This window comes from Hydrogenophaga sp. L76, from assembly GCF_057654755.1.
Genome location: NZ_CM172807.1, coordinates 1,763,402 through 1,789,082, shown reverse-complemented (window position 1 = coordinate 1,789,082; position 25,681 = coordinate 1,763,402). Strand labels below are relative to the sequence as shown.

Below are 25,681 nucleotides of genomic sequence, written 5' to 3'. Positions count from 1 at the left end.
ACCGCCCATGACCCATCCCGCCTTCTATCCCATCGGCACCCCTGGCCAGGCCTGGGGGCCCGCTGAAGTGGCCGCCTGGCGCGCGCAGCTGGTGCGCCAGCGCAGCTACGCCGAGGATGTGCTGATCGTGTTCGAGCGGCTGCGCGCGCGCTTCGAGGTCCTGCCCTATGGGGAGGTGTTGTACGGGAGCGATGTGTATCCGCTCTTCGCCCTGCAGAGCCTGGAATGGCAACCCGGCCTGCCAGGCGTGCTCGTGACGGGTGGCGTGCACGGCTACGAGACCAGCGGCGTGCATGGTGCGCTGCGCTTCCTGGACCAGCACGCCGAGGCCTACACCGGCCGGGTGAACCTGCTGGTGGCGCCCTGCGTGAGCCCCTGGGGTTACGAACGCATCCACCGCTGGAACTTCGACGCCATCGACCCGAACCGCTCGTTCAAGGAACCCAGCGCGGCGCAGGAATCCGCCGCGCTGATGCGGCTGGTGGCGCCCTTGGGCCAGTTTGATGTGCACATTGACCTGCACGAAACCACCGACACCGACGCGTCGGAGTTCAGCCCGGCGAAGGCAGCGCGTGATGGTGTGCCGTACACCCCCGTGCACATCCCGGACGGCTTCTACCTCGTGGACGACACCGAGAACCCGCAGCCCGAATTCCAGCAGGCCATCATCGCGGCGGTGGAGCGCGTCACGCACATCGCGCCGTCCGACACCCAGGGCGGCCTCATCGGCTCGCCCCAGTTCGGCCGCGGCGTGATCCGCTACCCGCTGAAGTCGCTCGGCCTGTGCGCCGGCATCACGGGCGCCCGCTACACCACGACGACCGAGGTCTACCCCGACAGCCCGCGCGTCACGCCCGAGCACTGCAACGCCGCGCAGGTGGCGGCCGTGTGCGCGGCGATCGATTTCGTGCTCGCACAGCGCTGACGCGACTCAGGCGCGGTAGCCGTTGGCCGCATCCAGAAAATCGATCTCTCGTTGCCGCACGTCCGGATCACTGGCCAGCCAGACCCCGCTGAGCCGGGCCTCCACCATGGCGGGTGCGAGCTGGCGCAGCTGTTGCAGCTCCATCGCGGCGCCCGGCAGATCGCCCGCGCCGACCAGGCAGAGCACCAGGCACAGGCGGGTGCCGGCGAAATCGGCCTCGCGCAAGGACTGCCGCGCCGTGTCAATCGCTTCCGCATAGGCCCGGGATGCGAACTGCGCCCAGACCAGGTTGTCCAGCAGATGGAAGCGCGCTGGGTCGCGCGGGCTCAGGCGCAGCGCTTCCAGGCAGCGCCGTGTGCCCATCGCGCACGCACCCGACACCGCCTCGCACATACCGAGCCGCACCAGCGCGACCGGGTCGTTCGGGTTCAGATCGAGAGCGCGCCGAAAATCGGCGCTCGCCTCGGGCAGCCGGCCCGACACCAGCATCAGCCAGCCGCGCCCGAGGTAAGCCAGGTGGTCGGCGCTGTCGATCGCCAGGGCCCTGGCCGTCGCGTTCAGCGCGGCCTCCAGGGTGTCCGGAATCGACCCGGCGGTGCCAAAGTACAGGTGCCACGAGTGGGCGTCCACGATGGCGTGCAGCGCCATCCCGCAGCGGGGATCGAGCGCCAACGCTTGCCCGGCGATCCGGATGGCCTCGTCGCGGGTGGCCGCATGGGAGCGCGACAAACCCTCGCGCACGCGTGCACGGGCCTGCAGCGCGAGCTCATAGGCCGTCACGTTTTCGATCGGACGGCTGCGTGCACGGTTCAGCTCCGTGGTCTCGATGTACGGCGCCATGGCGGTCACGATCGCACGGGCGAGCTCGTCCTGCAGCGCAAACACGTCCACCAGCTGGCGGTCGTAGCGATCGGCCCAGATCTGTTGGCCGGTGACCGCATCGATCAGCTGCGCCGCCACCCGGACCGACGCGTCAGCCCGGTGCGCGCTGCCCTCCAGCACATAGCGCACGCCGAGCTCGTGCGCCACCGTGCGCACGTCCACCATCCGGTTCTTGTAGGTGAAGACGCTGTTGCGTGAAATCACGAACAGCGAATGAAAGCGCGACAGCGCGGTGATGAGTTCGTCGGTGATGCCATCGATGAAGTCTTCGTGCGCCGCGTCGCCCTGCATGCGCGCAAACGGCAGCACGGCGATCGAGGGCTTGTCCGGCAGGGGCAGCGGTGTGGCCGCTGCATCGGCGTGGGTGGATGGCGCCGGTGAGGGCGCACGCTGAGCGTAGGAGACCTGCAAGGTGAACTGGTAGCCCGTGCCGTTGACGGTGGACACCGCATCGGCGCCCAGCAACTTGCGCAGCCTGGACACATGCACGGTGAGGTTGTTCTCCTCCACCACCACGCCCTGCCACACCTGGCGCAGCAATTCTTCTTTGGTGACGACGCGCTCCCGGTTTTGCACCAGCGCCGTCAGCACGTCGAAGGCCCGCGCACCCAACGCCACCGGCTCACCGCTGTTCAGCAACTGGCGCTGCGCGGGTCGGAGTTCGAAATGACCGAAAACCACGGGATCGAGCACGGTCAGCCTGCCTTTCACCGGAGCCTTTCATCGTAGCCACAAGTCCGGGTTTAGGAAAGTTTGGTCCAAATTCAGATGCGTTTAGGGACGGCGGTCATGCGAATGGCCACATTGGACAGGGCCGTTTTCATGGGTCTGAAGCGGGCCACAGACGCCGCTGTTCCGGCGAAACAAGGAGACAAAAATGATTGCATTTGTGCGAGTGGCCGGCGTCAAGCCCGGAAAAACGGGCGCAGCCCTGGCGTTTGCCAAAGAGATGGCCACCTATTTCAAGGAAACACAAAAACGCGAGCTCGAAGTGTTGCTCCCCATCGGTGGCGAGGTGCAGCGCGTGGCCTGGTCGGCCCGCTACAACGATCTGACCGAGCTGGAGACCGTCATGAACAAGATCACCTCAGACCCCAGGTACTGGGAGCTTGTCAACAGCGCGTCAGACAACTTCATCCCGGGCTCGTTTCATGACGCCATCTGGAAGACGGTCTGACGCCGTGCCTGCCTGTTCCGGCTCCTGTTTCATTCATCCCCCAATCCCCTGGAGACATCACCATGCCCAAATACCTTGCGCAAGGCAACTACTCCGCCGAAGGCGCGCGCGGTCTCGTGAAGGAAGGTGCCTCCGGGCGCCGGACCGTGGTTGACAAACTCGTCAAATCGATGGGCGGCACGCTCGAATGCCTGTACTTCGCCTTTGGTGACACCGATGTGTTTGCCATCGTCGACATGCCCGACAACGTGAGCGCCTGCGCCCTCGTGACCGCCATCAACACCAGTGGCGCGGTGTCCTTGCGCACCACCGTGCTGCTCACGGTGGAAGAGGTCGACATAGCCACCAAGAAGTTGCCGGTCTACCGCCCGCCGGGGCAATAGCGCGCGCACCGCGCCTTCGAGGGCCGGTTGGCGAAGCGGTGGGATCAGACCTCCACCGCATCCACCTCGATCACGCCCTCGAACAGGTCGATCGCCGTGGCGGCCACCTGCGCCGTGTCGACGTAGGCATATGCGCCCACGCCCACCGCGCCCACGATCGGCAGCCAGCGCGCCGCGCCCCTGCCCAGAACTCTTTGCGTGAGCTTCACGCCAATGCGCCGGGTGAGGGTGCGGATGAGCAGCGGCGAGGCGCGCCGCACCAGCGTGCGCTGACCCACGCGCACCACCAGATCGCGCACGCCCTGCGCCGCCGTGTGCTGGAACAGGCAATACACCACCTGTTCGGGCGTCAGCGTGGACTGTTTGCCATACAGGGCGGCCAGGTCGGCCACCAGCTGCTTCTGGATCTTCCAGACACCCACCATCTCGGGCAGGATGGTCAACCAGCCCACGAAACCCGGCGGCAGCGCCAGCGCGCCGGCCGCCAGCGCCGCCTTGGCCGCCGCGGCATTGGCCTTCTTGCGTGCATCGTCCGCGGGCGACTGGCTCTTGCGCTCCTTCGAGCTGGGCACCTGGCCCACCAGCGACAGGATGGCCTGGCTGATCAGGTGCGATCCGGTGCCCTCGGGCGTGTCGGATTCCATCGTCTCTTTTTTGCGGGGTGGCATGGGGGACTCCTTCTGGCGTCTGGTCAGCGTTCGGCACACGGATCTGCACAGCCGGTTGTAACAGGCCTTCTGCCCACATCGCACCAGAATACGGCGCCTCGCCCAACCCCAGCTGGCGCGCCGAGCAGGGCGCTGGACGATGCGGTGCGTGGCCTGCGCGTGGCGCTGCGCACGGCCTTGGTGGACTCCCGGGCTCCCAGGCCGGGCACAGGAGCCACAGCCACCCGACGCTGACACAAACTTGAAACCTGTTTGCCTTACAAGGAGGCATGCACAAGAAAAGCAAGCCCCTTCGCCCTGCAGAGACCCCGCCCGGTCCGCAGCCCTGGAACCCCGAGGTCTGTCATGAGCTGATCCAGAAGCTCTGGGCCTTGCGCGCGGCCATGCTGGACAGCGAACAGCGCTACGCCGACACCATCGAACGGGTCGGCCCCCATCAGCGCGACAGCGCCCGCAACCTGGTGCATTTCCTGGCCATGCGGGCGACCGACCTGCGCGACCTGCAGGGCCGGCTGGCCTGGCTGGGGGTGTCTTCGCTGGGGCGTTCGGAGTCTCACGTGTTGGCCAACGTGGACAAGGTGCTGGGCATCCTGCACCGCCTGACCGGCCAGGACTGGCAGGACCGCTCGTCCGAGGAGCCCGTGGGCAGCGTGTCGGGACCGGCGCTGTTGCTGCATCACACGAAGGCCTTGCTCGGCCCGGTGGCGCGCGACCGCAACGTGCGCATCATGGTGACCCTGCCCAGCGAGGCGGCGACCGACTTCTCGCTGGTGCGCGGCCTGGTCCGGGCCGGCATGGACGTGGCCCGCATCAACTGCGCACACGACGACGCCGATGCCTGGAAGGCCATGGCCAGGCTGGTGCGGCGTGCCGCCAAGGCGGCGCAGCGCGAGGTGAAAGTCCTCATGGACCTGGGCGGCCCCAAGATCCGCACCGGCACGCTGCCCGTCGGCCCAGCCGTGCTCAAGCTCCGCCCCGCTCGCGACGAGCTGGGCTTCGCCATCCAGCCCTGGCGGTTGCGCCTGACGCCGACCGAGATGCCGACAACGTCCGGGACCCCGCCGCGCATCGTGGTGGACCAGGACTGGCTGGAGCGTGCCCGGCTGGGGCAACAGATCCACCTCACCGACGGGCGCGGCAAGAAGCGCCGCCTGCTCGTCGTCGAGCGCGATGTCCATGGCGTGGTGGTCGAGTGCATGGACACCTGCTACCTCACGCCCGACACAGCCCTCTCGCTCAAAGGCACGCACGGTCGCCGCATCCACACCGCCTATCCCAGCGGCATACAACCCCTGCCGTCGGCGATCCGCCTGCACCGGGGCGACGTGCTGCAGCTGACCGCCGAGCCGGCCTACGGTGACGATGCAGGCGATGCCGAGCCGCCCCGCATCGCCTGCACCTTGCCCGAGGTGATCGGCCAGGCGCGCGTGGGTGAACGGGTCTGGATCGACGACGGCCGCATCGGTGCCGTGGTGCGCAAGGCGTCCCGGCGCCGGCTGGAGCTGGAGATCGTGCAGGCCCGCGACGGCGGCGAAAAACTCATGGCCGACAAGGGCATCAACTGGCCCGACAGCCAGCTCGACCTGCCCGCGCTCACCGACAAGGACCTGCAGGACCTGCGCACCGTGGCCAAGGTGGCCGACCTTGTGGGCCTCTCGTTCGTGCAAGCACCGGACGACGTGCACCGCCTGCTCGACGAGCTGCGGGCGCTGGGGGGCAGCCAGGTGGGCGTGGTGCTCAAGATTGAAACCTTGCGGGGCTTCGAGAGCCTGCCCGAGCTCATGCTCGCCGCCATGGCCGCGCCCACGGCCGGCGTGATGATCGCGCGCGGCGACCTGGCCGTGGAATGCGGTTACGAGCGCATGGCCGAAGTGCAGGAAGAAATCCTCTGGTGTTCAGAGGCGGCGCACATGCCCGTCATCTGGGCCACGCAGGTGCTTGAAACCCTGGCCAAGACCGGCGTGCCCTCGCGCGCCGAAATCTCCGACGCCAGCATGGGCGTGCGCGCTGAATGCGTGATGCTCAACAAAGGCCCGTACATCGAAGACGCCATCCGCATGCTCGACGACATCCTGCGCCGCATGGCCGGCCACCAGACCAAGAAAACCCCCTTGCTGCGCGCCCTGCGGGCCTGGGCGGAGGAGGGCCTGACCTGAGCCCCCGCGCCGATCCGTCACCGCAACAGATTGCGCCATTTGCCGATATTGAAGACCTGCCCGTAGCCATTCTTCTTCAGCACCATCCTCGCCATCCCGCTGCGCGTTCCGCTGGCACAGCAGAGCACCACGGGCGCCGACCTGGGAATCTCGCTGAGCCGGCTCCCGAGTTCCGGCAGGGGGATGTTGATCGAGCCCGGGGCGCTGGCGCCCGCGAACTCCGCGGCGGACCGCACATCCACCAGCGTCGCGCCCTGCTGCTTCAGCCCGGGCAGCAAAGCCACGACCTTTCGCGCGCTCCACCACTTGTAGCCAAACCACAGCGCCACCAGCATGAGCGGCCAGTACTGCTGGAAAAAATCTGCGAAATCCATACAACTCCTTGGGGTAGGGGGCTGCGGGAGGAAAAAATCCAACCGAAGCTACACCCGGGAGTATCTTTCAATTTGGCCAGATGCCTGCAGGCGTTGGGAACGCCTTCCCCGGAAATTCCCCGCTGAGGTCCCGAGCCGGGCGCTTGCGGCACACTGGGCGCCATGAAGCACTTCCTTACCTGTCTTGTGATGGCTGGCTTCGCATGGAGTGCCTCGGCCCAGACCCTGTGGCGCGATGCACCGATGCACGCCAGTCCGGCCGAGATCCGCGCCCTGATGCCCGACGCCCGCGAAACCTCACCCAGCCAGCGCTTGGCGGACCGCAGCGCCTTGCTGGAAATCCCGAACACGCCGATTGCGGACGAGGACTTCGCCGCCACCTTCCATTTCGAGTCCGAGCGCCTGCAGCGCATTCACCTGCGGGCCCAGCCTGGCACCCGCGAGCGCACCCAGGCGCTGCTGCAAGCCCTGCAGGCCTCGCTGCGCGCGCGCTACGGCCTGCCCATCAGCACCAAGGCGCGGGAGAACGCGGCGCCCGGCACGGTCGACCTCAAGTGGGCGTTTCGGCGCATGACGGTGCAGCTCCAGATGACCGACGGCACCACGGTGGAGCTGATCTACAGCGCCAACATACCCAGCCGGCCGGCGGGCCTTTGAAAAACCATTTCGTCGACCCGGTTTGAAAAAATCGCCCTGATGGTCTATGGTGAAAGCGCTTGGCGACATCTTTCCCATCTCCCCCCCCTCCCGCTACGCGCTCATGCGCAGTTGTCAGGCTCTCTTTTATTCTTCTGAAAGGAGAACAACATGGGACTACTGGACAAGTTTTTTGGCAACAAGGTGGCGTATCCGCCGCTGCCGGCTGGCAACGAGGCGATGGCCCAGCTCGATGAGGTCAAAGCGCCGCTGGCGGAGCTGGCGCACAAGGTGCATGACCACCTGGAAGTGGTTCCGGCAGAACACGAGGCCTTTGTCTTCCTCGGCAGACCCCCCAGCAACTTCGGCATTGCCTGGATTCACGATGGCAAGGTCACCGGCCTCAAGGAGTTCGCCGAAGAACACCATCTGACGCAAATTGAAGTCGGCAAGATGATTGTGCGGCTCGGCGAGGCCTACCAGCATGCCAGCGAAACGCCGCGCTACTCGGCCGAATTCGGCGGCAAGCAGATGGTCGTCATACCGTCGAAGCTTCTGGAGAATGAAATGCACCAGATCATGGCGAATACGCTGCACTGAGTGCGGCAGCGGGTGCGTCGCACCCTTTGTCGAGATGGGTGGGGAAGGGCGGTTTTGGGGAGTGGTTGACCGCTTGATCTGGCGCGTCCTTTACGCCGCCGCCAGCGCATCAGCCACGCGCTGCGCCGCCAAGATCAGGTCCCTGACCAGCCGCTCGTCCACCTCCAGGAAGCCTTCGTACTCGCCCAGGTTGCGCTTGTTGTGGCACAGGTCCAGCACGCGCCAGACCTCTGGCCCAAGTCCCAGCGTGTGCGGCAGCACCTGAAAGACGATGTAGCGGTTGCCGGCCCGGTAGCCCTTGGCGCGCAGTGCCGCGAGGCACAAGGCGTGGGCCGCGTTGTAGGCCAGGTCAAAGCGGCTTTCCAGTGCCAGCGTGGTGTTGCCCGCGTCCGCCAGGCGGGCGCGGCCCGTGCGCTGCAAGCCGGCGATCTCGGCCGCATCTGGCGGTTCGGGTTTGAGCGAGCCGCCAGTGCGGCTCAGATTTTCAAGTGGGTTGGTTGGGTTCATGTGGCGCTGATTCGGCCTGGCCGATCAGCCATATCTTTGGCTGTTGCATCACGCGACTGACGAACGCATTGTCGCCCTGCAGGCGGGCTTGGAAATCGGTGGCGGAATACAGCGCCGGGTTGATGGTGCGCCCCAGCGTCTGGCTGGCGCCTTCCAGCGCCGCGAACACATCGCCATAGCCCAGCGTGTCGCTCACCACCAGCAGGTCCACGTCGCTCTCGGCCGTGTCCTGCTGCTTGGCGATGGAGCCAAACACAAAGGCGCGCTCAATCTGCGGCCCCAATGGCGCCAGCGCGGCGCGCAACACATCGGCCAGCCCCATCGTCTTGAGCACCAGCCCGCGCAACTCGGCAAACACCGGCGATGCTGCGTTGGCCTGAAAGTGCTTCTGGTTGCCCTGCTTGCGCACCGTGAGCAAACCCGCGCCCGCCAGATCGGCCAGCTCGCGCTGCACCGCGCCCGCGCCCGACTGCGCCAGCCCGATCACCTCGTTCGTGTAGAAGCTGCGGTCCGGCGCGCCGAACAGCACGGCCAGCACGCGCTGGCGCACCTTGGGGAAGAGGGCGTCGGCTGTGGACGAAGGAGAAGGTGTGGATCTAATACCCATAATGGGTTCTATCATACCTAATATGGGTTTGTGTGGCGATTCTTGCTACGCCACTGCACGCGGATCACGCTGCATACAGGGGCTCGCGGTGGCGGTTGATGCTGGCGATGTTGATTTCCACGTAAATCTGACCCCTCTGGACTGAGTTTTTTCATCCAACTTTGACCCCTTGAGTAAGGTCTCCTGCTTGTTTTTTGAGCAGGAGGGTTCAAGGAGTGATCAACGTGGGAACACTGGCAAAGATCCGCAGGATGCACCTGCGCGATGGCCTTCCAATCAAAGAGATCGAGCGGCGCACGGGCCTGGCCAGAAACACCATCAAGGTGTGGCTGCGCAAGGGCGAGATGGTCCAGCCCAAGTACCCCCAGCGGGTGGTGGTGAGCAAGCTCGACGGCTTTACCGAGACGCTGGCGACCTGGCTCAAGGCCGACCAGCACCGCGGCAAACGCGATCGCCGCACCATCAAGGCCATGTACGAAGCCCTGGCCGAGCAGGGTTACACCGGCGGCTACGGCCGGGTGGCCGCCTTTGCCCGGCGCTGGCGAGAAGAGCAGTCGGGCAAGGTCGGCAAGCCCGCCTTCGTGCCCTTGAAGTTCGCGCTGGGCGACGCGTTCCAGTTCGACTGGAGCACCGAGTACGCCTGGGTGGGCGGCCTGCGCCGGCGCCTGGAAGTGGCGCACACCAAGCTGTGTGGCAGCCGCGCCTTCTGGCTGGTGGCATATCCGACCCAGAGCCACGAGATGCTGTTCGATGCCCATGCCCGGGCGTTTGCCGCCTTCGGCGGCGTGCCCCAGCGCGGCATCTACGACAACATGAAGACCGCCGTGGACAAGGTCGGCGCGGGCAAGAAGCGCGTGATCAATGCGCGCTTTGAAGCCATGACGGGCCACTACCTGTTCGAGCCCGAGTTCTGCAACGTCGCCAGCGGCTGGGAGAAGGGCATCGTGGAGAAGAACGTGCGCGACCGGCGCAGCAGCATCTGGCACAAGGCGCTCAAACAGCGCTGGCCCAGCATGGAAGCGCTCAACGACTGGCTGGCCCAGGAGTGCCGCGCCGCGTGGGCCGAGCTCAACCACCCCGAGTGGCCCACGCTGAAGGTGGCCGACGTGCTGCAGGACGAACAACTGCGCCTCATGCCCAACCCCAAACCGTTTGATGGCTACGTGGAGGTGCTGGCCCGAGTCTCCAGCACGGCGCTGGTGCACCTGCAGCGCAACCGCTACAGCGTGCCGACCGAACACGCCCACGAGGTGGTCAGCCTGCGCCTGTATCCGGATCGCCTGGACGTTGTGGCCGAGAACACCCGCATCGCCAGCCATGCGCGCAGCTTCGAGCGCAGCCAGACCTTCTACGACTGGCGCCATTACGTGAGCCTGATCGAACGCAAGCCCGGGGCGCTGCGCAACGGTGCGCCCTTCGAGACCCTGCCCGAGCCATTGAAGAAGTTGCAGGCCATCCTGCTGCGCCACGAAGGCGGGGACCGGGTGATGGCACAGGTGCTGGCGGCCGTTCCGGTGCATGGGCTGGAGCCGGTGCTGGTGGCGGCCGAGCTGGCGCTGGAGAGCGGCAAGCCCAGTGGTGAGCATGTGCTCAACGTGCTGGCGCGTTTGAAGTCTGGCGGCCAGACGGGCGATGCCCAGGAGGTCAAGACGCCCTTGACGTTGGCGGTGCAGCCGCTGGCCAACGTGCAGCGTTACGACCGGCTGCGCTCGCTCGATGGTGACGACGCCCAAGGAGCGCAGCCATGAGCCAGGCCATCATCACAGCGCTCAAGGCATTGAAGCTGCACGGCATGGCCGCCAACTACCCCGAGGTGGCCGCGCAGGCGCGGCACACCGAGTTCAGTCCTGAGGCATTCCTGGGCCAGTTGCTGCGCGCCGAACAGGCCGAACGCACAGTGCGCTCCATGGCGTACCAGATGGGCGCGGCACGCTTCCCCGCCCACCGCGATCTTGCGGGCTTTGAATTCAGCCAGGCCGGTGTGGACGAAGCACTGGTGCGCACGCTGCATGGAGGCCAGTTCATTGACGCGGCCCACAACGTGGTGCTCATCGGCGGACCGGGTACGGGCAAGACCCACCTGGCCACGGCCATCGGCATCGAAGCGATCCAGCGTCACGGCAAACGGGTGCGGTTCTTCTCGACGGTGGAACTGGTCAATGCGCTGGAGCTGGAGAAGAGCCAGGGCAAGGCCGGGCAGTTGGCTCACCGGCTGGTTTACATGGACCTGGTGATCCTCGATGAACTGGGTTACCTGCCGTTCAGCCAGGCCGGTGGTGCCTTGCTGTTCCACCTGATCTCCAAGCTCTACGAGCGCACCAGCATACTGATCACGACCAACCTGAGCTTCGGGGAATGGAGCCAGGTGTTCGGCGACGCGAAGATGACGACGGCGCTGCTGGACCGGCTGACCCACCACTGCCACATCGTGGAGACAGGCAATGAAAGCTGGCGGTTCAAACACTCCAGCGCTGCAGCAAAGACAGGCCCGAGAAAGAAGCCCCGGACGGCCCAGAACGGCACGACTGAGAAAGGAGAAGCCGATGCACCAGCGGTAGACTTATCCACAGACGCGTAGCTCGGCTACACCCCAACAGGTGGGGTCAATATTGGATGGAAAGCCGGGGTCAGGATTGCGTGGAATTCAACACCCGGAACCCAGGGCGCCTCGGCGTCATACACACGATCAGGTTCGGCATCAGGCCCGCCGAGCGCCCGAGCGTTCCGAGTCGAACTCGTTGGGCACGCGCTTCGTGGCGCTGCTGCTGGTCGCTGGCCTGGGTTGGTATGGCTACACCCGATACACCGAGCGGGCCGAAGTGACAGCGGCGGAACCCCAGAGCGTGATGAGCAGCCCGGTGCAAACCGCCGCGCCCGAGATCAGATTGCCAGCGTTTCAGTGCGATGGCCGGGTAATCCCCCCAATTTCCACAGTCCGCAGAAGTAGAACGGTTATGCAGCCATGGCCAGATGCTGCTTTGGGGTGAATCCGCCCAGGGCCATGTTCGGGCGGTCGTGATTGTAGGACCACATCCATTGCGTGGCGAAGTCCTGAACCTCTTCAAGGCTTGACCAGTGATACTGGGATAACCATTCGTATCGCACCGTCCGGTTGAACCGCTCAACGTAGGCGTTTTGCTGCGGCTTACCAGGCTGGATGTATTCGATCTGGATGCCCCATTCACTGGCCCAGTTCTGAATGGTGCCGCTGATGTTCTCCGGCCCGTTGTCGCAACGAATCACCAGCGGCTTGCCTCGCCAGGCAATGATCTGCTTCAGCGCCCGGATCACCCGCTCACTGGGCAGCGAGAAGTCCACCTCAATGCCAAGCGCCTCACGGTTGAAGTCGTCGATCACGTTGAACAAGCGCAGATTCCTGCCGTCCTCCAGCCTGTCGTGCATGAAGTCCATGGACCAGACCTGATTGATAGCCTGCGGCACGGCCAATGGTTGCGGCTTCTCCCGCATCAGCCGCTTGCGTGGCTTGATGCGCAGGTTGAGCTCCAGCTCGCGGTAAATGCGGTAGACCCGTTTGTGGTTCCAGCCAAAATTCTTCACGTTGCGCAGGTACAGGTAGCACAGGCCGAATCCCCAGTTGCGGTGGTTGTCCGTCAGGCGCATCAGCCAGTTGGCAATCTCCTCGTTCTCGGCGTTTTGTTTGCACTCGTAGCGGTAGCAGGATTCACTGATCGAGAACACCGCACAGGCGACTCGTATGGCGACGGCACGCTGCTGCACGACTTCCTTGGCCATCTCGCGCCGACGAGATGGCCGTGTTACTTTTTTGCGAGGTACTCGTTGGCGATTTCAGCCTTGAGCTTCTCCTCCAGATACATCTTCCTGAGGCGCCGGTTCTCGTCTTCAAGCTCCTTCATGCGGGCCATCATGGAGGTGTCCATACCGCCGAACTTGGCACGCCACTTGTAAAAAGTAGCGGTACTGATCCCCACCTCCCGGCAGATCTCTGGCACCGCCAGACCGGCCTCAACTCGCTTCAAGGCAGCCATGATCTGGCTGTCGGTAAATCTCGACTTCTTCACGTAGAACTTCCTTCTTGGAAAATTCTACTTCTGGGAACTTTGGTTTTTCGGGGGGATTACCGCCGCAAACACTGCTCGCAAATGAGTTCATGCAGCGAAGCCAAGCAGTTTCTGAACAACTGCCCGGGCATGGAAATGGACGGGGATGGTGATGGCATTCCGTGCGAGCAGCAGTTGTGCACGGGGCCTTTTGGCGGGTGAGGGCGGCCTGACGCCGAAGCCCGGTGCTTCGCTGCGGCATCTGCGACCAAATCCATGTGTCTCGCTTCGGGGCAAAAGGCAAGACCTCCGCTGCCCGCTGCCTGACCCTAGGGGCGATTTACAAATTTGCCGTTAAGAACTCTGAGAATTTTTGAGCCTTGGCAATATTAATAACATTATCGCCAGTTTCTTTTTGATATTTGTCTAGAATAAAAAGTACCGTTTCCAACGCTTTGTTAAGTATTTCTGAGTCTAGTTTCTCAACGTCGAGGCCCTCAACCTCTTGGTGCGAGTATGTGGCTTTCCCCAGCATAATGGAAACGACTGCACGAGCAACATGAAAAGTCAGATTTCTTGCAAGACCTCTTAAATCTGAGGCAATGGCAGTCGAGATGTGTTCCCTAACCTTTTGAACTATTAGTACGGAGGTTAGGTAACTGCCAAATGGCTTCTTGGGATCGAAAATGGTTTGATATGAGGCGTCTGACTTTATGATTGTTGTTGGATTTCGTCTGGCAGTTGCGGGATCAAAGAATAGAATTGATCTTATGGCTTGGGCCATGTCCTGAATTGTGAAAACCCGATTGGCAGGTTTGCCTTGGTTCTTGTAGAAGCCTTTCCTTCGATCGTAGAAATAGTTCTTGGTTAAACAGAAGTCTTCAATGTCGCGTTGAATAGCATCTGTGGCACGAAGTAGGACCGGTTGAACTGGATTCTGAAAGTTGGAGGCGTTGATTATTTTGTCGACAACGGCCTTATCTGTTGACTTTACTACTTTTACCAAAACAGTTCGGGGATCACTTTCAGATATTGATTTTCGATTTTCGTAAATTGTAAATGAGGTCTGGAGTCCGTTAATTACTTTCACATTTTCCAAGTGAAGTGCTTTGGGTAACTGTGAAACTTTCTCAGCAATTATCGTGATGCCGTTGTTGAACCACCAGAAGTCATTCTCTTTATCTGCGTTTATTGTTTCAGAGATCTTCTTGTTGACATCAACTTCTCCTAGGAAATGTCGAATGTTTGCTTCAAAAATTGATTCTCTCACTTTACCTGTTGACGAGTCGGAGATGAAGTCTAAATAGTTCTTTAATCTGACGACGCCGACGTAGCCATACTTTTCTTTGGTCAGGCTTATGGATGCAGGATCCATTTCAAAGAGCAGTTCTAAGCTTTGAATCGGTTGCAGTTGATATAGTTGCATCAATTCGGCAGAACTCATTAGCTCTACGGAAATAGGGCATCCTTTGAGCGTGCCTTCAGCGACTGCATTGAATTGGTCTATCTTTGCCTTGATTACGCTGTTTACTTCGTTTGTCTCAGCTCTCGTGCAGTATCTGAAGTCGACAGATAATAAGGCATGTTTTTTTATGGCTTCAATCCAGATGGCTCGGAATAGTTCGATTTTTTCAACTAGGCTGCTGTTAAATATCTTCAGTAGCGTGGGTGTGTCTTTCGAAAGATCGCAAATTAGTGGCCAACTGGTTATCCAGGTATTCAGGGTGGCCTCTTTGAATGAGGGTGTAGTTTTTGACTGAACTATAAGAACTCTCATAGATGAGCTTGAAGTTATTTTTATTTCTTGAAGATCTTCTTTTGTTGTGATGCACTGATCGTTTACAAGTATTAGAAAGCAATCAATGCCTCCGTCATTTCCGCCATCAGTTATTGCATCTTCGATTTCTGAAAATGTGGTTTCTGATTGCTTTGTGAGCTGTAGTGCGCAAAAGTACTCGAATCTCTCACTTTCTGGTATGTGTGAGAACCCGTTGTCATTTGCGAATTGAGTTGCGCACGCGTCAAGAAGTATTTGATTTGCCATTTCCTCTCCCTAATTTATAAGCTGTCTATTTCCCCCAACTATCCTTCAACCCCGTCACCCGGTTGAACACCGGCCTGCTTCCAGCCACGTGATCCACCCGGTCCGCCACAAAGTACCCAAACCGCTCAAACTGGAATTTCTGGTCCGGCTGTGCGGCGGCCAGTGAGGGCTCCACGTAGGCGGTGACGACTTTCAGGCTGTTGGGGTTCAGGGCTTCGATGAAGTCTTTGCCGCCGGCGTCGGGGTTGGGGTCGCTGAACAGGCGGTCGTACAGGCGCACTTCGGCGCTCACGCCGCTGGCCACGCTCACCCAGGTGATGGCGGCTTTGGCTTTCACGCTGTCGGCGCCGGGGGTGCCGCTCTTGGTGCCGGGGATCACTTTGGCGTGCACCTCAAGCACGGTGCCGTTCGCATCCTTGGCGCAGCCGGTGCATTCGATGACGTAGCCGCCTTTGAGGCGCACCACGTTGCCGGGAAACAGGCGCTTGTAGCCCTTGGGCGGCACTTCTTCAAAGTCTTCGCGTTCGATCCAGACGTGCTTACCGATCTTGAACACGCGGTCGGGCGGCGGGGTCTGGCCTTCGGCAATCGCGCTGTGGGGTAGGGCGGGCTGGGTGCAGTCTTCGGTGTAGTCGTCAGCGCCAAAGGCCTCTGCCCAGTTGGTGAGCACCAACTTGACGGGGTCGAGCACGGCCATGCCGCGGTGGGCTTTGGTCTCCAGGTCTTCGCGCAGGCAGCCTTCGAGCGTGCTGTAGTCGATCCAGGAATCGCTCTTGGTGACGCCGATGCGTTCTGCAAAGAGCTGGATGCTCTCGGGCGTGTAGCCGCGGCGGCGCAGGCCGACGATGGTGGGCATGCGCGGGTCGTCCCAGCCGCTGACTTTGTGGTCGTACACGAGCTGCGCGAGCTTGCGCTTGCTGGTGATCACATAGGTGAGGTTGAGGCGGGCAAATTCGTACTGGTGCGGCGCGGGGTGGGCGAGCAGGCCGCCTTCGCACAGGCGGTCCATCAGCCAGTCGTAAAACGGGCGCTGGTCTTCAAACTCCAGCGTGCAGATGCTGTGGGTGATCTGCTCCAGCGCGTCTTCGATGGGGTGCGCAAAGGTGTACATGGGGTAGATGCACCATTTGTCGCCGGTGTTGTGGTGCGTGGCGCGGCGGATGCGGTAGATGGCCGGGTCGCGCAGGTTGATGTTGGGCGAGGCCATGTCGATCTTGGCGCGCAGCACCATGGAGCCGTCTTCGTGCGCGCCGTCGCGCATTTCGCGGAAGCGGGCCAGGTTTTCGGCGGGCGTGCGGCTGCGGAAGGGGCTGTCCACGCCGGGTTTGCCGAAGTCGCCGCGGGCGGCGCGCATCTGCTCGGCGGTCTGTTCGTCCACGTAGGCGTGGCCGGCTTCGATCAGGTATTCCGCGGCGCGGTACATGAAGTCGAAGTAGTCGCTGGCCTGGAACAGGTGGCTCTGGCCGTTGGCTTCCCAGTTGAAGCCGAGCCACTGCACCGCGTCGAGGATGGAGTTGACGTATTCGGTGTCTTCCTTCTCGGGGTTGGTGTCGTCAAAGCGCATGTGGCAGACGCCGCCGTAGTCGCGCGCCAGGCCAAAGTTGAGGCAGATGCTTTTGGCGTGGCCCACGTGCAGGTAGCCGTTGGGCTCGGGCGGGAAGCGGGTGCGGATCTTGGCCGGGTCGGGCTGGCCGGCGGCGTGGTGGGCGGCGTCGCCCGGGGTGCCGGCCCAGCGGCGGCTGGCGTAGGTGCCTTTGTCCAGATCGTTTTCGATGATCTGTCGCAGGAAGTTGCTGACCTTTTGCTCGCCCTGGGCATTGGGGGCGGCAGCGTTGTTTTTAGACGGGGATGGAGGTGTGTTGGAGCTCATTCGCCCATTCTAGGGGCGGCGTCACACAGTCATGGTGGGCGTTTCTGCGGCGCGGGCCGGTGTGGCGCTGAAGGCACTGCCGTGCGCCGGGCTCTGGTCGGCCAGCGCCAGGCGGGTGAGGGACTCGCGCGCGTCGGTGTTGGCAGCCGAGCGGGCGTCCAGCTGGCCCTCCCGGAGGGCGTAGCCGTCGTGCTGGGCGAAGCGGATCTGGCCGTCCTGGACCTTCATGTGCGTGATGCCGGTCAAGCCCTGTTCGCGGGCCTGTTGGGCCACGGCGTGCACGGTGTTGTCCATGCCGGGGTTCCAGGGCAACTGGTGGCGGTCGGCGATGGCGCGGACTTGTTGCTCGCTCTGCTGGATCAGTTGCAGGCTTTGGGGGGAGAGCTGGTGGGTGGGTTTGAGCTGCAGGGGCTGGTTGTCGACGGCGCTGGGGTTGTTGGGCTCCTGCTGCAGCGGGTGGCGGGCCAAGGCTTCCTGCAGGTAGCCATTGTTGAGCGCCTTTTCCCAGGCGGTGGCGTTGGCCTGGCGGTCGGCGAGGCCGTTGGGGTTTTTGTTGCCAGCCACCCCAGTGTTGATGATGGAGCCCGCCACGGTCACGTCGGTGCGGGCCTTTGAGTTCCCTTGGACGGCGGTTTTCCAGTACTGGACAGCCAGCTTCTCGGCGTTGCTGGGGTCAGCGGCCAGCTCGGGGTGGTTGACCAGATCAAGTCCGGTGGCTTTGCCGAAGGCGGTGTAGTTCCTTCGCCCGGTGAGTTGCATGTAGCCGCGTCCGCGGAAGGCGTAGCCGTCGCCGGCCTCGGTGTTGCCTAGCATGGCTTTGCCCGCTGGCGCCCCGTAGGCCACTTCGGCTACAGCCCGCTGGCGTTCGGTACGGTCAGGAATCTTGCCGATTTCGTCTGCCTTGGCGGCGGTCAGCCCGTTGCGCTCCTTGAACACTTCGAGGAGACGGCTTCCGCTGTAGTTCAGGTTCTCTTCGAGACGCGAAAAGTTCTGACTTTCGTGCTGAACTTGCCCCATGAAGTTGGCGAGTTCCTTCGGGTCTGTAATGCCACTTCGGTACGCTGCAACCAGAAGCGACTCGGCACGCTGGCGCTGCGTGTCGTTGTTCAGGTGTGGGATGTGTGGGTTCGCCATCGCTCCACCTCACCTTTTGGAATGCTGCTTGATCACCGGTTCCACCCGCGGTTCTTGACCCATTCAGGGTCGTCGATCATTTGGGACATGAAGGAATCGATGTGGTCGCGGTTGGCATTGCGCGCGCACAGCGGTCGGTCCCCGAGGCCTCTCAGAGGCCAGTCCTGAGGTGCGTTCTCGGGGTTGGCGTCGACCGGATCCTTGATATCCAGGCTGAAGTGAAGAAAGCGGCCTTTGTCGGTGTTTACAAACATGTGCGGCCAGGCGCCAGCCAGGGACATCGAAAAGGTCATGTACTTCTTGTAGTCCTGCGGATTCTGCGGGTACTGGAACTGCACCTCGCCCTGCCGGGTGCCGATGGCGACATAGGCATACCCGGGGTTGTCCTTGGCCTCTCCCTTGAACTGGTTGAACCCCGGCGATCCGCACAACGACAGCACCCGCCGGTCCTGCAGTTCGCAGGAGAAACCCACGGTCTCCTGGGGTTTGCAGTTGTGGGTGACGGGTGTGGTGGTCGTGGCTGCCTTGGGTCCGGCGGCGCAAGCGCTCACGGTCAGGGCCAGGAGCGTGGCGACAGGCAGCGCGCAAAAGCGGACAAAGGGCGGTTGGTTTGGGCTTGGCATGGCGATGGTTTTGAAGATTTGTAGTTCATTTTGCTTCAATTTGACCGATGTTCTACATCACAAGTTCGTAACCAGTTGCTCATTGCCCTGGGCGATGACCCGGAAGGCGGGGCTGATGCGCGGGTCTGACGCCGCGGTCTGCCAGAACCGCGTGGCGAGTTCGCGGGCACGGGGCCAGACGGCGAGGGTGTGCACGTTGGGCCTTGGTGGGTTTGCGGCGAAGTCGCGCGGCACCAGCTCGCCGGCCACGGGCGCGTAGAGCATGGGCAGCATGTCGTAGGCGGGGGCGAGCTGCCAGCGGTGTTCGCGCAGCAACAGGGAAATGTTGCCGTGGTGGCGGTCGGTGTTAGCAATGAGCGCGCCAAAGGCGTCGAGCAGGGTGAGGGTGCTCACGTCGGCCGCGCTCAGGCGCTCGGGGCCGGCCTGGTCGGAGCGGCGGGCGGTGTCGACCCAGTTGGTGCCCTGGCCGATGTACTGGCGGTCGTAGACCTCGAGCGAGACCATGCCCACGCGGCCTTGTGGCGTGCGGTCGAAGCGGCGGCTCTCCAGGAAGACACGGCCCCCGGCCTCGACCAGCCCGGTGTGGGCGGCGCTGATGCCGGCCCCGGCCAGCGTGTGCAGGGCGAGGGCTTCGCAGATGAGCAGGTCGCGCCAGCGCTGGGCGGTGGCGCTGTCGTCCGCCGGGGAGAACTTGACGAGCACCGGGTGGCCATCGCGCACGGCGCTGAACTTGGGTTGTTCGCCGCCCGCGCTGGAGCCAGCCAGGGTCTGCCCCAGCGCTTGGGCCGCGAGGGCCGGGTATTGCGCGGCGGGTGCGTGTACCGTGGGCGCGCGGGTGCGCTGCGGTGCGGGCAGGCTGAGGTAGCGGTCGAACGCGGCAGCGCCGACGATGAGGTTGCCGGGCAGGTCTTCGCCCGCGTTGACCAGCGCTTTCAAGATGTGGTCGTCGCTCCAGTGCTGCAGGTTGGCGGGCAGTTGAAGGGCCGGGTGTGCGGCGGCGAAGCCCCGACCGAGAAAACCCTGGGGTCGCATGTCGTAGAGGAACCAGGGCAGGCTGTCGTGGAAGGCGCTGCTGCCGTGCGCCTTGTCGGCCTCGTCCATCCAGAAGCCGCCACCGGCCAGCGCGTGGAGCGTGCCGAACGGGCGCAGCTCGCCTTGCGGCGTCACTTCATGGATGGGCACCTGGCGGCCCACGCCGGCCACCTCGCGCGGCAGCAGGTAGCGCCGCGCTCGGGCCGCGCCCACCGCCACCACCAGGCCGCTGGCCACAAGCGGAGCCAGCAGGCGCGACAGCGTGGGCTGGCTGATGCCCAGGCGTTGCTGCAGTTGGGCGGCGCCCGCCTGGCCGCCGAGGCTGGCCAGGGCCTGGATCGGTTCGGTTTCGCTGGGGTTGGACGGGCTCATGAATGAATTTATGAATGAATAATTGAATGAAATTTTCAATGAAAAACTGTTTATCAACAACGTTTTTTTGAAACTTCACGGTTTCAAGGTCATTCAACTGAATGCATTCAGAGCGTGGTGTGCCCCCAGCCGGTGAGCTGCACCAGCCGCTCCAGCGCAAAGGCGCCGAGCACCGAGTTGCCTTTGGCATCGAGCTCGGGCGCCCACACGGCCACCGTGCCCACCTCGGGCACCACGGCCACGATGCCGCCGCCCACGCCGGTTTTCACCGGAAGGCCGATGCGGTAGGCGAAGTCGCCCGCGGCGTCGTAGGCGCCGCAGGTGAGCAGCAGGGCGTTGACGCGGCGGGTTTGTTCGGCGCTCAGGAAGAGTTCGTCGGGTTGGCCGTCGAGGGCGAGGTCGCGCCCGCCGTTGGCAAGGAAAAGCGTGGCCTGGGCGAGCTGGGCGCAGCTCATCTCGGTGGCGCACTGGCGGCAATAGTTGTCGAGCACGAGCTCGGGCTCGTTGTGAAAGTTGCCGTGGCTTTTCATGAAGTAGGCCATGGCCATGTTGCGGTGGGCGGTGTCGCGTTCGCTTTTGGCCACGCGCGGGTTCCAGTGCAGGTTGGGCTCGTCGGCCAGGCGGCGCAGGGCGCCGAGCAGGGCGTAATCAAGGTGGGCGTAGCGGCTGGTGAGGATGTCGGTGATGACGAGCGCGCCAGCGTTGATGAAGGGGTTGCGCGGGATGCCGTTTTCGGTTTCGAGCTGCACGATGGAATTGAACGCCGCGCCCGAGGGTTCGCGGCCCACGCGCTGCCACAGCTCTTCGCCCATGAGCTTGAGGGCGATCACGAAGGTGAAGAGCTTGGTGATGCTCTGCAGCGAGAACGGCACCTGGGCATCGCCCACGGTGTGCATTCCGCCGTTGACCAGCGCCACGGCCATGCCGAACTGGCGCGGCGCCACTTCGCCCAGCGCGGGAATGTAGTCGGCCACACGGCCCTTGCCGTAGAGGGCCTGGGCTTCGGTGTGGATCTGGTCGAGCAGGGCGGGCAGGTTCATGGCGCATTCTAGGAAGCGCGCGGTGCAGGTTATGCCGCAGGCGGTGGGCGCCATGCAGGCGGCACATGAAAGCCGGCTTGTGTGTATCTGGGTATTGCAAACGGTTCCGGTGCCCACAGGCCGCGAGTGCGCCCCACGACAGCCGACAAGGGGCACACATCAGGGCGCCAGTGGCGGAGGTTTTCCGCTATCGTTGTGACTTGCCAGAGGACGAATGAAAAAGGGGTGCATACAAAATGAACCAGGACAACCCGGACACGGTGATGATGGACGAGCAATCGCATTGGGAAGCGACCCAGATGGAGGACGTTTTCCTGCCGTCGGTGCGTGTCCAGTTGTCCTGGACCGATGTGGAGAGTGCTGTCGACCAAGGGGCGATCGTGCCGGCGCAGGCGCATGCACTGTGGGCGAGCTGGGCTTTGCCGGGCAGCGCCACGCGCCTGGGTGCCGGTGAAACGCACCCGGAGGCCGTTGACGTTGATGTCAATCCCGGGAGCGGCGCGGAGGCCGGGGATTTGACCCAGGCTCCAGAAGGGGACTCGGTGGTGTTGCGCGTGCTGGCCTTGCTGGCGGCCGCCGCGGTGGGCGCGGCGCTGACGCTGCTGGCGCTCGGAACGCTGTAAGGCCCCGGTCGCGGGGCACGCAGCCGGTTTCGATCCGTTTCGTCGAGCCGGGCGGGCGCGTCCACTGGCCGAAGCGCGGGCCGTCTGTCAAAAAGGCTTCTTCTTCAGGCGTGCTGACGCGGCCGAGCGCGGCGTTGCGGTGCGGGAATCGGTCGAACTTTCTGATGATGTCGAGGTGCTGGTAGGCAAAGCGCAGGTTGCTGGTCAGCGTGTCGTGCAGCTCGGGTGTGGTGCTGGCGAGCAGGCGGGTGAAGCGGGCCACACACTCGTCCTGCAGCGCCAGGCTCTCGGCGTGCATGAGGGGCATGTAGAGAAACACGCGGCCCATGCTCGGGAGTTCGGCGTCTTGCGCGAGCGCAAGGGTCTGCAACACGAGCTTCTGCGCGCGGCCATCACCGGCGAAAGCCCGCGCCTGACCGCGGAACACATTGCGCGTGAACTGGTCGAGCACCACGATGAGGGCGAGCCGGGATTCCAGCTTCGACTCCCAGTCGCAGAGACCGCCGCCGAGCGCGCTCTCGACCAGCGGACCGAAGCGCTGGGTGATCAGGGCGTCCTGCGCGGTGCCGCCGCCAAACCAGAGGGCATTGCGGTCGGTGGCGGGCCAGTCGCGGAGCAGGCCGTCGCCGAACCAGAAGTCGAGCACTTCCTGCGTCTGTGTGTTGGTGTCGGTCATCGCTCCCTTTCGGACGGTCGGTCGTTACTTTTGGCAACGCCTTTGACCGTGCATGCGGTACAAAACAGCGAAGATTCTCCTGTAATAGGAACACGGTGACCAGACAGGCACCGACAACAGGAGCAACCATGATGAACACGATGACTTTCAAAACGCCATGGGTCCGCAGTTCGGGGTGGGCGAAGGGCCTGGCGCTGTTGGCGCTGGCTGCGGCCGGCTGGGCCGCGTCGACCGGTACTGCGCAGGCACGCGACAACGTCCACTTCTCGATCGGATTGCATGCACCCGGTGTGGCCGTGGGGGTGTCGAATGCGCCGGTGTACCACCAGCCCTATGTGATCCAGCACCGGCCGGTGATCATGCACCAGCCGTATCCGTACGGTTACGTGCGGCCGGTCGTGGTGGCACCTGCACCGGTGTATTACTACCCGGGCCGGGGCTACGGCCCGCGCTGGGACGACCGACGTGACCGCCGCCATGACCGCCGCGACTGGCGCCACGACCGGCACGATCGTCATGACCGCCACGACGATCGCCGCGACTGGCGCCACGACCGCCGCTGAGGCGGGTTTCAGGCGCGGCTGCGCGCGATGCGCGCCGCCAGCCGCGCCGCCACCCGGGCTGTCAGGCCATCACGGTCCAGCGCCGGGTTGAGTTCGGCGATGTCGGCCGCGACCACGCGGCCAGAAGCCAGCACCTGATCGATCAGCCGCTCCACCTGCGCGAGCGGCACACCCAGCGGCGCCGGCGCTGACACGCCAGGGGCTTGGCCGCCGGGCAGCACATCCAGACACACCGTGAGGTACACCGCGTCGCAGTTCGCGAGGTCGGTGGCCAGCGCCTGCTGCGCGTCGCTTTGACCGGCGGCGTCCTGCAGGCTGTCGTCGAGCCAGTAGCGCACGCCCATGGCGTGGGCGCGGTCGAACAGGGCCTGTGTGTTGGCGAACCGGCTGATGCCGAAGACGCGGTAGTTGAAGGCCTGGCCGCGCTCGGCGCACCAGTCGTGCATCTGGCGGAACGGCGTGCCCGAGTTGCCCCGGGCGGCCACGCGCAGATCGAAGTGTGCGTCGAAGTTGACCACCAGCAGGCGGCTGGCGTCGGGCCGGGCCTGCACGATGCCCTGGAAGGTGCCCCAGGCCATTTCGTGGCCCCCGCCGAGCACCAGAGGCAGGCTGCCGCGCGCCATGGCTTCGGCCACGCGCTCGCCCAGTTGCGCCTGCGCGGTTTCGAGCCCGCCGTCTTCACAACTCACATCGCCCGCGTCCCACAGCGTCGGTTCACCCAGCACCGGCAGGTTGGCCAGCGCACCGCGCAGTGCCAGCGGCCCGGCGGCGGCGCCGGTGCGCCCGGCGTTGCGGCGCACGCCTTCGTCCACGGCAAAGCCGATCAGCGTGACGCCGCCGGTGCTGTGTGCAGTGGCGGGCTGCACGCGATGGTGCCAGCGGGAGCTGACGCCGGTTTCTTCGGCGTCGTCACGGCCGCGCCATTCAAAGGTTTGATCCGGGTTCATGTGCGCTCCAGTCCTGCCGCGATCACGCGGCGGCAGGGGTTGCGGCCAAACCAGTAGGCCAGTTCGTTCGGATGGTCCAGTTCCCAGGCCACGAAGTCGGCGCGCTGGCCGGCGGCGAGCTGGCCGCGGTCGCGCAGGCCGAGGGCGCGCGCGGCGTGCAGCGTGATGCCCTGCACCGCTTCGAGCGGCGTGAGCCGGAACAGCGTGCAGGCCATGCTCGCCATGAGCAGCAGCGACAGGCCCGGCGAGGTGCCGGGGTTGTGGTCGGTGGACACGGCCATGGGCACACCGGCTTCGCGCAGCGCCGCGATGGGCGGCAGCTTCGTTTCACGCAGGAAGTAATAGGCGCCGGGCAGCAGCACGGCCACGGTGCCTGCCGTCTTCATGGCCGCGATGCCGGCGTCGCTCAGGTGTTCGAGGTGGTCGCACGAGAGCGCGCCGAACGCCGCCGCGAGCGCGGCGCCGCCCTGGTCGGAGAGTTGTTCGGCGTGCAGCTTGACGGGCAGGCCGAGGGCTTTGGCCGCTTCAAAAACACGGCGCGTCTGTGTGGGGCTGAAGCCGATGTTTTCGCAGAAGGCATCGACCGCGTCCACCAGGCCCTGGGCGTGCAGTTCGGGCAGCCAGGCGCAGACGGCGTCGATGTAATCGTCGGGTCGGCCCTCGAATTCGGGCGGCAGGGCGTGGGCGCCGAGGAAGGTGGTTCGCACATTCAGGCGTTGTTCAACGCCGAGCCGGCGCGCCACGCGCAGGCAGCGCGCTTCGGCTTCCAGCGAGAGGCCGTAGCCCGACTTGATTTCCAGCGTGGTCACGCCTTCGGCCATGAGGCTTTTTGCGCGCTGAGTGGCGCTGGCGAGCAGGGCGTCTTCGCTGGCGTTTCGCGTGGCCGCGACGGTGGAGCGGATGCCGCCGCCCGCGCGCGCGATGGCTTCGTAGCTCGCACCCTGCAGGCGCTGCTCGAACTCGGCCGCGCGTTGGCCGCCGTAGACCAGGTGGGTGTGACAGTCCACCAGGCCGGGGGTGACCAGCGCACCGCCGAGGTCCACTTCATGCGCGGGTCGGGCGTGGGACGGCAGGCCGCGGTTGCGGCCGACCCAGGCGATCTGGTCGCCGGCGGTGAGCACGGCGCCATCTTCGATCAGGCCCCAGCCGTCAGCGCCGAGGGAGGGGTCCAGCGTGGCGATGCGGGCGTTGTGCCAGAGGGTGGTGGTGGTCATGGGGTCACGCCTTCGGGTATATGGTGCAGCCACCAGCCGGCGGGCGCCGGTGGGTTCAATTCGATCAATGAGGTGGGGTCGGGTTCAAAGCGCCAGTCGCCCGGTGGCGGCGCGTCGAACCAGAGCAGGCTGAGAGCGGGCAGTGTGCGCTGCTCTTCGCCGTTGCGCCAGCGGCCGGGCATCCGCGCGAACAGGCCGGCCCGGGCTCCGGCGGGGGCTGACCAGGCGGCGCCGGGCGACACGGCGGCCATGCCGCCCGCACCGCCACGAACCATGAGGTTGAGGTCGCGCACCGGGCCGCCCATCAGGCGGCAACCGGGCGCCGCAGCACCGTCGAAGGCCAGCGGCGCATCGCCGGGGCGCAGCGTCAGCGGGTGGTCTGGAAAGTCCAACGCCACGCCTTCGCCCGAGAGCAGCGTGAACCAGCGCTGCACCCCGGGGAAGACCGAGAACGGGCCGTCGGCGGCGATGTCGGCCACGCTGATGCGCAGCCGCCAGTTTGTTGCGTCGGGCCAGGTCAGCAGCTCGCGCGTGACACCACCGCCGTTGCGCCACGGCGTGGCCGGGGCGCTGTCGACGGTGATGCTGCGCGCGGTGGTCATGGCGTGT

The 25,681-nt window shown here is 64.4% G+C and carries 26 protein-coding genes; 10 read left to right on the top strand and 16 right to left on the bottom strand.

The window, feature by feature from the left end:
* Positions 1 to 7 precede the first annotated feature (7 nt).
* Positions 8 to 925, top strand: a complete 918-nt coding sequence (locus AC23D4_RS08450; protein ID WP_472889413.1) for a M14 family metallopeptidase — start codon at positions 8 to 10, stop codon at positions 923 to 925.
* Between the two features lie 6 nt (positions 926 to 931).
* On the opposite strand, the gene AC23D4_RS08445 is transcribed toward AC23D4_RS08450, so the two are convergent.
* Positions 932 to 2,518 carry a winged helix-turn-helix domain-containing protein gene (locus AC23D4_RS08445; protein WP_472889414.1) on the bottom strand — a complete coding sequence of 529 codons (1,587 nt, stop codon included), beginning with the start codon at positions 2,516 to 2,518 and terminating at the stop codon, positions 932 to 934.
* A 166-nt stretch (positions 2,519 to 2,684) separates the two neighbouring features.
* Here AC23D4_RS08445 and AC23D4_RS08440 point away from each other — a divergent pair, with 166 nt between their 5' ends.
* Both AC23D4_RS08440 and AC23D4_RS08435 read left to right on the top strand, forming a co-directional pair.
* Positions 2,685 to 2,984: a hypothetical protein gene (locus AC23D4_RS08440; protein WP_472889415.1), complete on the top strand. Its 300-nt coding sequence runs from the start codon at positions 2,685 to 2,687 to the stop codon at positions 2,982 to 2,984.
* Positions 2,985 to 3,046: 62 nt separating this feature from the next.
* Positions 3,047 to 3,367: a GYD domain-containing protein gene (locus tag AC23D4_RS08435; RefSeq protein WP_472889416.1), complete on the top strand. Its 321-nt coding sequence runs from the start codon at positions 3,047 to 3,049 to the stop codon at positions 3,365 to 3,367.
* Positions 3,368 to 3,411: 44 nt separating this feature from the next.
* On the opposite strand, the gene AC23D4_RS08430 is transcribed toward AC23D4_RS08435, so the two are convergent.
* A complete protein-coding gene (locus tag AC23D4_RS08430) occupies positions 3,412 to 4,035 on the bottom strand; it encodes a hypothetical protein (RefSeq protein ID WP_472889417.1) in 624 nt (207 codons plus the stop codon).
* 269 nt (positions 4,036 to 4,304) lie between these two features.
* Between AC23D4_RS08430 and AC23D4_RS08425 the strand changes: the two genes are divergently transcribed.
* Positions 4,305 to 6,191, top strand: coding sequence for a pyruvate kinase (locus AC23D4_RS08425; RefSeq protein WP_472889418.1), 1,887 nt, complete (start codon positions 4,305 to 4,307; stop codon positions 6,189 to 6,191).
* A 17-nt stretch (positions 6,192 to 6,208) separates the two neighbouring features.
* Here the strand turns inward: AC23D4_RS08425 and AC23D4_RS08420 are convergent, their stop codons facing one another.
* Entirely contained in the window at positions 6,209 to 6,565 is a 357-nt protein-coding gene (locus tag AC23D4_RS08420; protein ID WP_472889419.1) for a rhodanese-like domain-containing protein, read from the bottom strand.
* A 189-nt stretch (positions 6,566 to 6,754) separates the two neighbouring features.
* On the opposite strand from AC23D4_RS08420, the gene AC23D4_RS08415 reads away from it, so the two are divergent.
* Together AC23D4_RS08415 and AC23D4_RS08410 are read left to right on the top strand one after the other, a co-directional pair.
* Positions 6,755 to 7,222, top strand: a complete 468-nt coding sequence (locus AC23D4_RS08415) for a hypothetical protein (protein WP_487623724.1) — start codon at positions 6,755 to 6,757, stop codon at positions 7,220 to 7,222.
* A gap of 150 nt (positions 7,223 to 7,372) precedes the next feature.
* Complete coding sequence (locus tag AC23D4_RS08410) at positions 7,373 to 7,801, top strand: hypothetical protein (RefSeq protein WP_472889421.1); 429 nt, start codon at positions 7,373 to 7,375, stop codon at positions 7,799 to 7,801.
* A 90-nt stretch (positions 7,802 to 7,891) separates the two neighbouring features.
* On the opposite strand, the gene AC23D4_RS08405 is transcribed toward AC23D4_RS08410, so the two are convergent.
* A complete protein-coding gene (locus tag AC23D4_RS08405; protein WP_472889422.1) occupies positions 7,892 to 8,308 on the bottom strand; it encodes a hypothetical protein in 417 nt (138 codons plus the stop codon).
* Positions 8,286 to 8,930: a nucleotidyltransferase domain-containing protein gene (locus AC23D4_RS08400; RefSeq protein ID WP_472889423.1), complete on the bottom strand. Its 645-nt coding sequence runs from the start codon at positions 8,928 to 8,930 to the stop codon at positions 8,286 to 8,288. Before AC23D4_RS08400 ends, AC23D4_RS08405 begins: the two co-directional genes overlap by 23 nt.
* A 209-nt stretch (positions 8,931 to 9,139) precedes the next feature.
* On the opposite strand from AC23D4_RS08400, the gene istA reads away from it, so the two are divergent.
* Positions 9,140 to 10,663 (top strand): IS21 family transposase, encoded by a 1,524-nt coding sequence (gene istA, locus AC23D4_RS08395; protein ID WP_472890615.1) that lies wholly within the window; start codon positions 9,140 to 9,142, stop codon positions 10,661 to 10,663.
* A complete protein-coding gene (istB, locus tag AC23D4_RS08390) occupies positions 10,660 to 11,493 on the top strand; it encodes an IS21-like element helper ATPase IstB (protein WP_472890616.1) in 834 nt (277 codons plus the stop codon). Before istA ends, istB begins: the two co-directional genes overlap by 4 nt.
* A gap of 374 nt (positions 11,494 to 11,867) precedes the next feature.
* On the opposite strand, the gene AC23D4_RS08385 is transcribed toward istB, so the two are convergent.
* A protein-coding gene (locus tag AC23D4_RS08385) for an IS3 family transposase (protein WP_472887725.1) occupies positions 11,868 to 12,955 on the bottom strand; the annotation gives its coding sequence in 2 pieces (ribosomal slippage) (positions 11,868 to 12,703 and positions 12,703 to 12,955; 1,089 coding nt in all).
* Between the two features lie 81 nt (positions 12,956 to 13,036).
* Between AC23D4_RS08385 and AC23D4_RS08380 the strand changes: the two genes are divergently transcribed.
* Positions 13,037 to 13,156 carry an excalibur calcium-binding domain-containing protein gene (locus AC23D4_RS08380; protein WP_487623723.1) on the top strand — a complete coding sequence of 40 codons (120 nt, stop codon included), beginning with the start codon at positions 13,037 to 13,039 and terminating at the stop codon, positions 13,154 to 13,156.
* 118 nt (positions 13,157 to 13,274) lie between these two features.
* On the opposite strand, the gene AC23D4_RS08375 is transcribed toward AC23D4_RS08380, so the two are convergent.
* From AC23D4_RS08375 to AC23D4_RS08345, 7 genes are all read right to left on the bottom strand, one after another.
* Complete coding sequence (locus AC23D4_RS08375) at positions 13,275 to 14,978, bottom strand: AIPR family protein (RefSeq protein ID WP_472889989.1); 1,704 nt, start codon at positions 14,976 to 14,978, stop codon at positions 13,275 to 13,277.
* A gap of 25 nt (positions 14,979 to 15,003) precedes the next feature.
* A complete protein-coding gene (locus AC23D4_RS08370) occupies positions 15,004 to 16,848 on the bottom strand; it encodes a glutamine--tRNA ligase/YqeY domain fusion protein (RefSeq protein WP_472889988.1) in 1,845 nt (614 codons plus the stop codon).
* Positions 16,849 to 16,869: 21 nt separating this feature from the next.
* The gene (locus AC23D4_RS08365) at positions 16,870 to 17,982 is read right to left on the bottom strand and encodes a glycoside hydrolase family 19 protein (protein WP_472889987.1); all 1,113 of its coding nucleotides are present in this window, start codon (positions 17,980 to 17,982) and stop codon (positions 16,870 to 16,872) included.
* Positions 17,983 to 18,014: 32 nt separating this feature from the next.
* A complete protein-coding gene (locus AC23D4_RS08360) occupies positions 18,015 to 18,644 on the bottom strand; it encodes a hypothetical protein (RefSeq protein WP_472889986.1) in 630 nt (209 codons plus the stop codon).
* An 18-nt stretch (positions 18,645 to 18,662) separates the two neighbouring features.
* Entirely contained in the window at positions 18,663 to 20,009 is a 1,347-nt protein-coding gene (yjjJ, locus tag AC23D4_RS08355) for a type II toxin-antitoxin system HipA family toxin YjjJ (protein WP_472889985.1), read from the bottom strand.
* Between the two features lie 107 nt (positions 20,010 to 20,116).
* Complete coding sequence (locus tag AC23D4_RS08350) at positions 20,117 to 21,049, bottom strand: glutaminase (protein ID WP_472889984.1); 933 nt, start codon at positions 21,047 to 21,049, stop codon at positions 20,117 to 20,119.
* Positions 21,050 to 21,532: 483 nt separating this feature from the next.
* A complete protein-coding gene (locus AC23D4_RS08345; RefSeq protein WP_472889983.1) occupies positions 21,533 to 22,348 on the bottom strand; it encodes a DUF924 family protein in 816 nt (271 codons plus the stop codon).
* Positions 22,349 to 22,476: 128 nt separating this feature from the next.
* Between AC23D4_RS08345 and AC23D4_RS08340 the strand changes: the two genes are divergently transcribed.
* The gene (locus AC23D4_RS08340; RefSeq protein WP_487623722.1) at positions 22,477 to 22,911 is read left to right on the top strand and encodes a hypothetical protein; all 435 of its coding nucleotides are present in this window, start codon (positions 22,477 to 22,479) and stop codon (positions 22,909 to 22,911) included.
* Between the two features lie 8 nt (positions 22,912 to 22,919).
* Here AC23D4_RS08340 and hutG read toward each other — a convergent pair whose 3' ends face one another.
* Genes hutG through AC23D4_RS08325 form a run of 3 tightly spaced genes read right to left on the bottom strand, consistent with a single transcriptional unit; the run spans position 22,920 to position 25,674 of the window.
* On the bottom strand, positions 22,920 to 23,858 hold the full coding sequence (hutG, locus tag AC23D4_RS08335) for a formimidoylglutamase (RefSeq protein WP_472889981.1): 939 nt from the start codon (positions 23,856 to 23,858) through the stop codon (positions 22,920 to 22,922).
* The gene (gene hutI, locus AC23D4_RS08330) at positions 23,855 to 25,072 is read right to left on the bottom strand and encodes an imidazolonepropionase (protein ID WP_472889980.1); all 1,218 of its coding nucleotides are present in this window, start codon (positions 25,070 to 25,072) and stop codon (positions 23,855 to 23,857) included. The genes hutG and hutI overlap by 4 nt, the downstream gene beginning before the upstream one ends.
* Positions 25,069 to 25,674, bottom strand: a complete 606-nt coding sequence (locus AC23D4_RS08325; RefSeq protein ID WP_472889979.1) for a HutD/Ves family protein — start codon at positions 25,672 to 25,674, stop codon at positions 25,069 to 25,071. Before AC23D4_RS08325 ends, hutI begins: the two co-directional genes overlap by 4 nt.
* Positions 25,675 to 25,681 lie beyond the last annotated feature (7 nt).

Coding starts and splice junctions, on each gene's coding strand:
- AC23D4_RS08425 (WP_472889418.1), top strand. CDS start 4,305: ATGCACAAGAAAAGCAAGCCCCTTCGCCCTGCAGAGACCCCGCCCGGT.
- AC23D4_RS08380 (WP_487623723.1), top strand. CDS start 13,037: ATGAGTTCATGCAGCGAAGCCAAGCAGTTTCTGAACAACTGCCCGGGC.
- AC23D4_RS08340 (WP_487623722.1), top strand. CDS start 22,477: ATGATGAACACGATGACTTTCAAAACGCCATGGGTCCGCAGTTCGGGG.
- AC23D4_RS08430 (WP_472889417.1), bottom strand. CDS start 4,035: ATGCCACCCCGCAAAAAAGAGACGATGGAATCCGACACGCCCGAGGGC.
- AC23D4_RS08420 (WP_472889419.1), bottom strand. CDS start 6,565: ATGGATTTCGCAGATTTTTTCCAGCAGTACTGGCCGCTCATGCTGGTG.
- AC23D4_RS08325 (WP_472889979.1), bottom strand. CDS start 25,674: ATGACCACCGCGCGCAGCATCACCGTCGACAGCGCCCCGGCCACGCCG.
- AC23D4_RS08345 (WP_472889983.1), bottom strand. CDS start 22,348: ATGACCGACACCAACACACAGACGCAGGAAGTGCTCGACTTCTGGTTC.
- hutI (WP_472889980.1), bottom strand. CDS start 25,072: ATGACCACCACCACCCTCTGGCACAACGCCCGCATCGCCACGCTGGAC.
- istB (WP_472890616.1), top strand. CDS start 10,660: ATGAGCCAGGCCATCATCACAGCGCTCAAGGCATTGAAGCTGCACGGC.
- hutG (WP_472889981.1), bottom strand. CDS start 23,858: ATGAACCCGGATCAAACCTTTGAATGGCGCGGCCGTGACGACGCCGAA.
- AC23D4_RS08370 (WP_472889988.1), bottom strand. CDS start 16,848: ATGAGCTCCAACACACCTCCATCCCCGTCTAAAAACAACGCTGCCGCC.
- yjjJ (WP_472889985.1), bottom strand. CDS start 20,009: ATGAGCCCGTCCAACCCCAGCGAAACCGAACCGATCCAGGCCCTGGCC.
- AC23D4_RS08415 (WP_487623724.1), top strand. CDS start 6,755: ATGGCTGGCTTCGCATGGAGTGCCTCGGCCCAGACCCTGTGGCGCGAT.
- AC23D4_RS08410 (WP_472889421.1), top strand. CDS start 7,373: ATGGGACTACTGGACAAGTTTTTTGGCAACAAGGTGGCGTATCCGCCG.
- AC23D4_RS08405 (WP_472889422.1), bottom strand. CDS start 8,308: ATGAACCCAACCAACCCACTTGAAAATCTGAGCCGCACTGGCGGCTCG.
- AC23D4_RS08375 (WP_472889989.1), bottom strand. CDS start 14,978: ATGGCAAATCAAATACTTCTTGACGCGTGCGCAACTCAATTCGCAAAT.
- AC23D4_RS08435 (WP_472889416.1), top strand. CDS start 3,047: ATGCCCAAATACCTTGCGCAAGGCAACTACTCCGCCGAAGGCGCGCGC.
- AC23D4_RS08450 (WP_472889413.1), top strand. CDS start 8: ATGACCCATCCCGCCTTCTATCCCATCGGCACCCCTGGCCAGGCCTGG.
- AC23D4_RS08350 (WP_472889984.1), bottom strand. CDS start 21,049: ATGAACCTGCCCGCCCTGCTCGACCAGATCCACACCGAAGCCCAGGCC.
- AC23D4_RS08440 (WP_472889415.1), top strand. CDS start 2,685: ATGATTGCATTTGTGCGAGTGGCCGGCGTCAAGCCCGGAAAAACGGGC.
- AC23D4_RS08365 (WP_472889987.1), bottom strand. CDS start 17,982: ATGGCGAACCCACACATCCCACACCTGAACAACGACACGCAGCGCCAG.
- AC23D4_RS08400 (WP_472889423.1), bottom strand. CDS start 8,930: ATGATAGAACCCATTATGGGTATTAGATCCACACCTTCTCCTTCGTCC.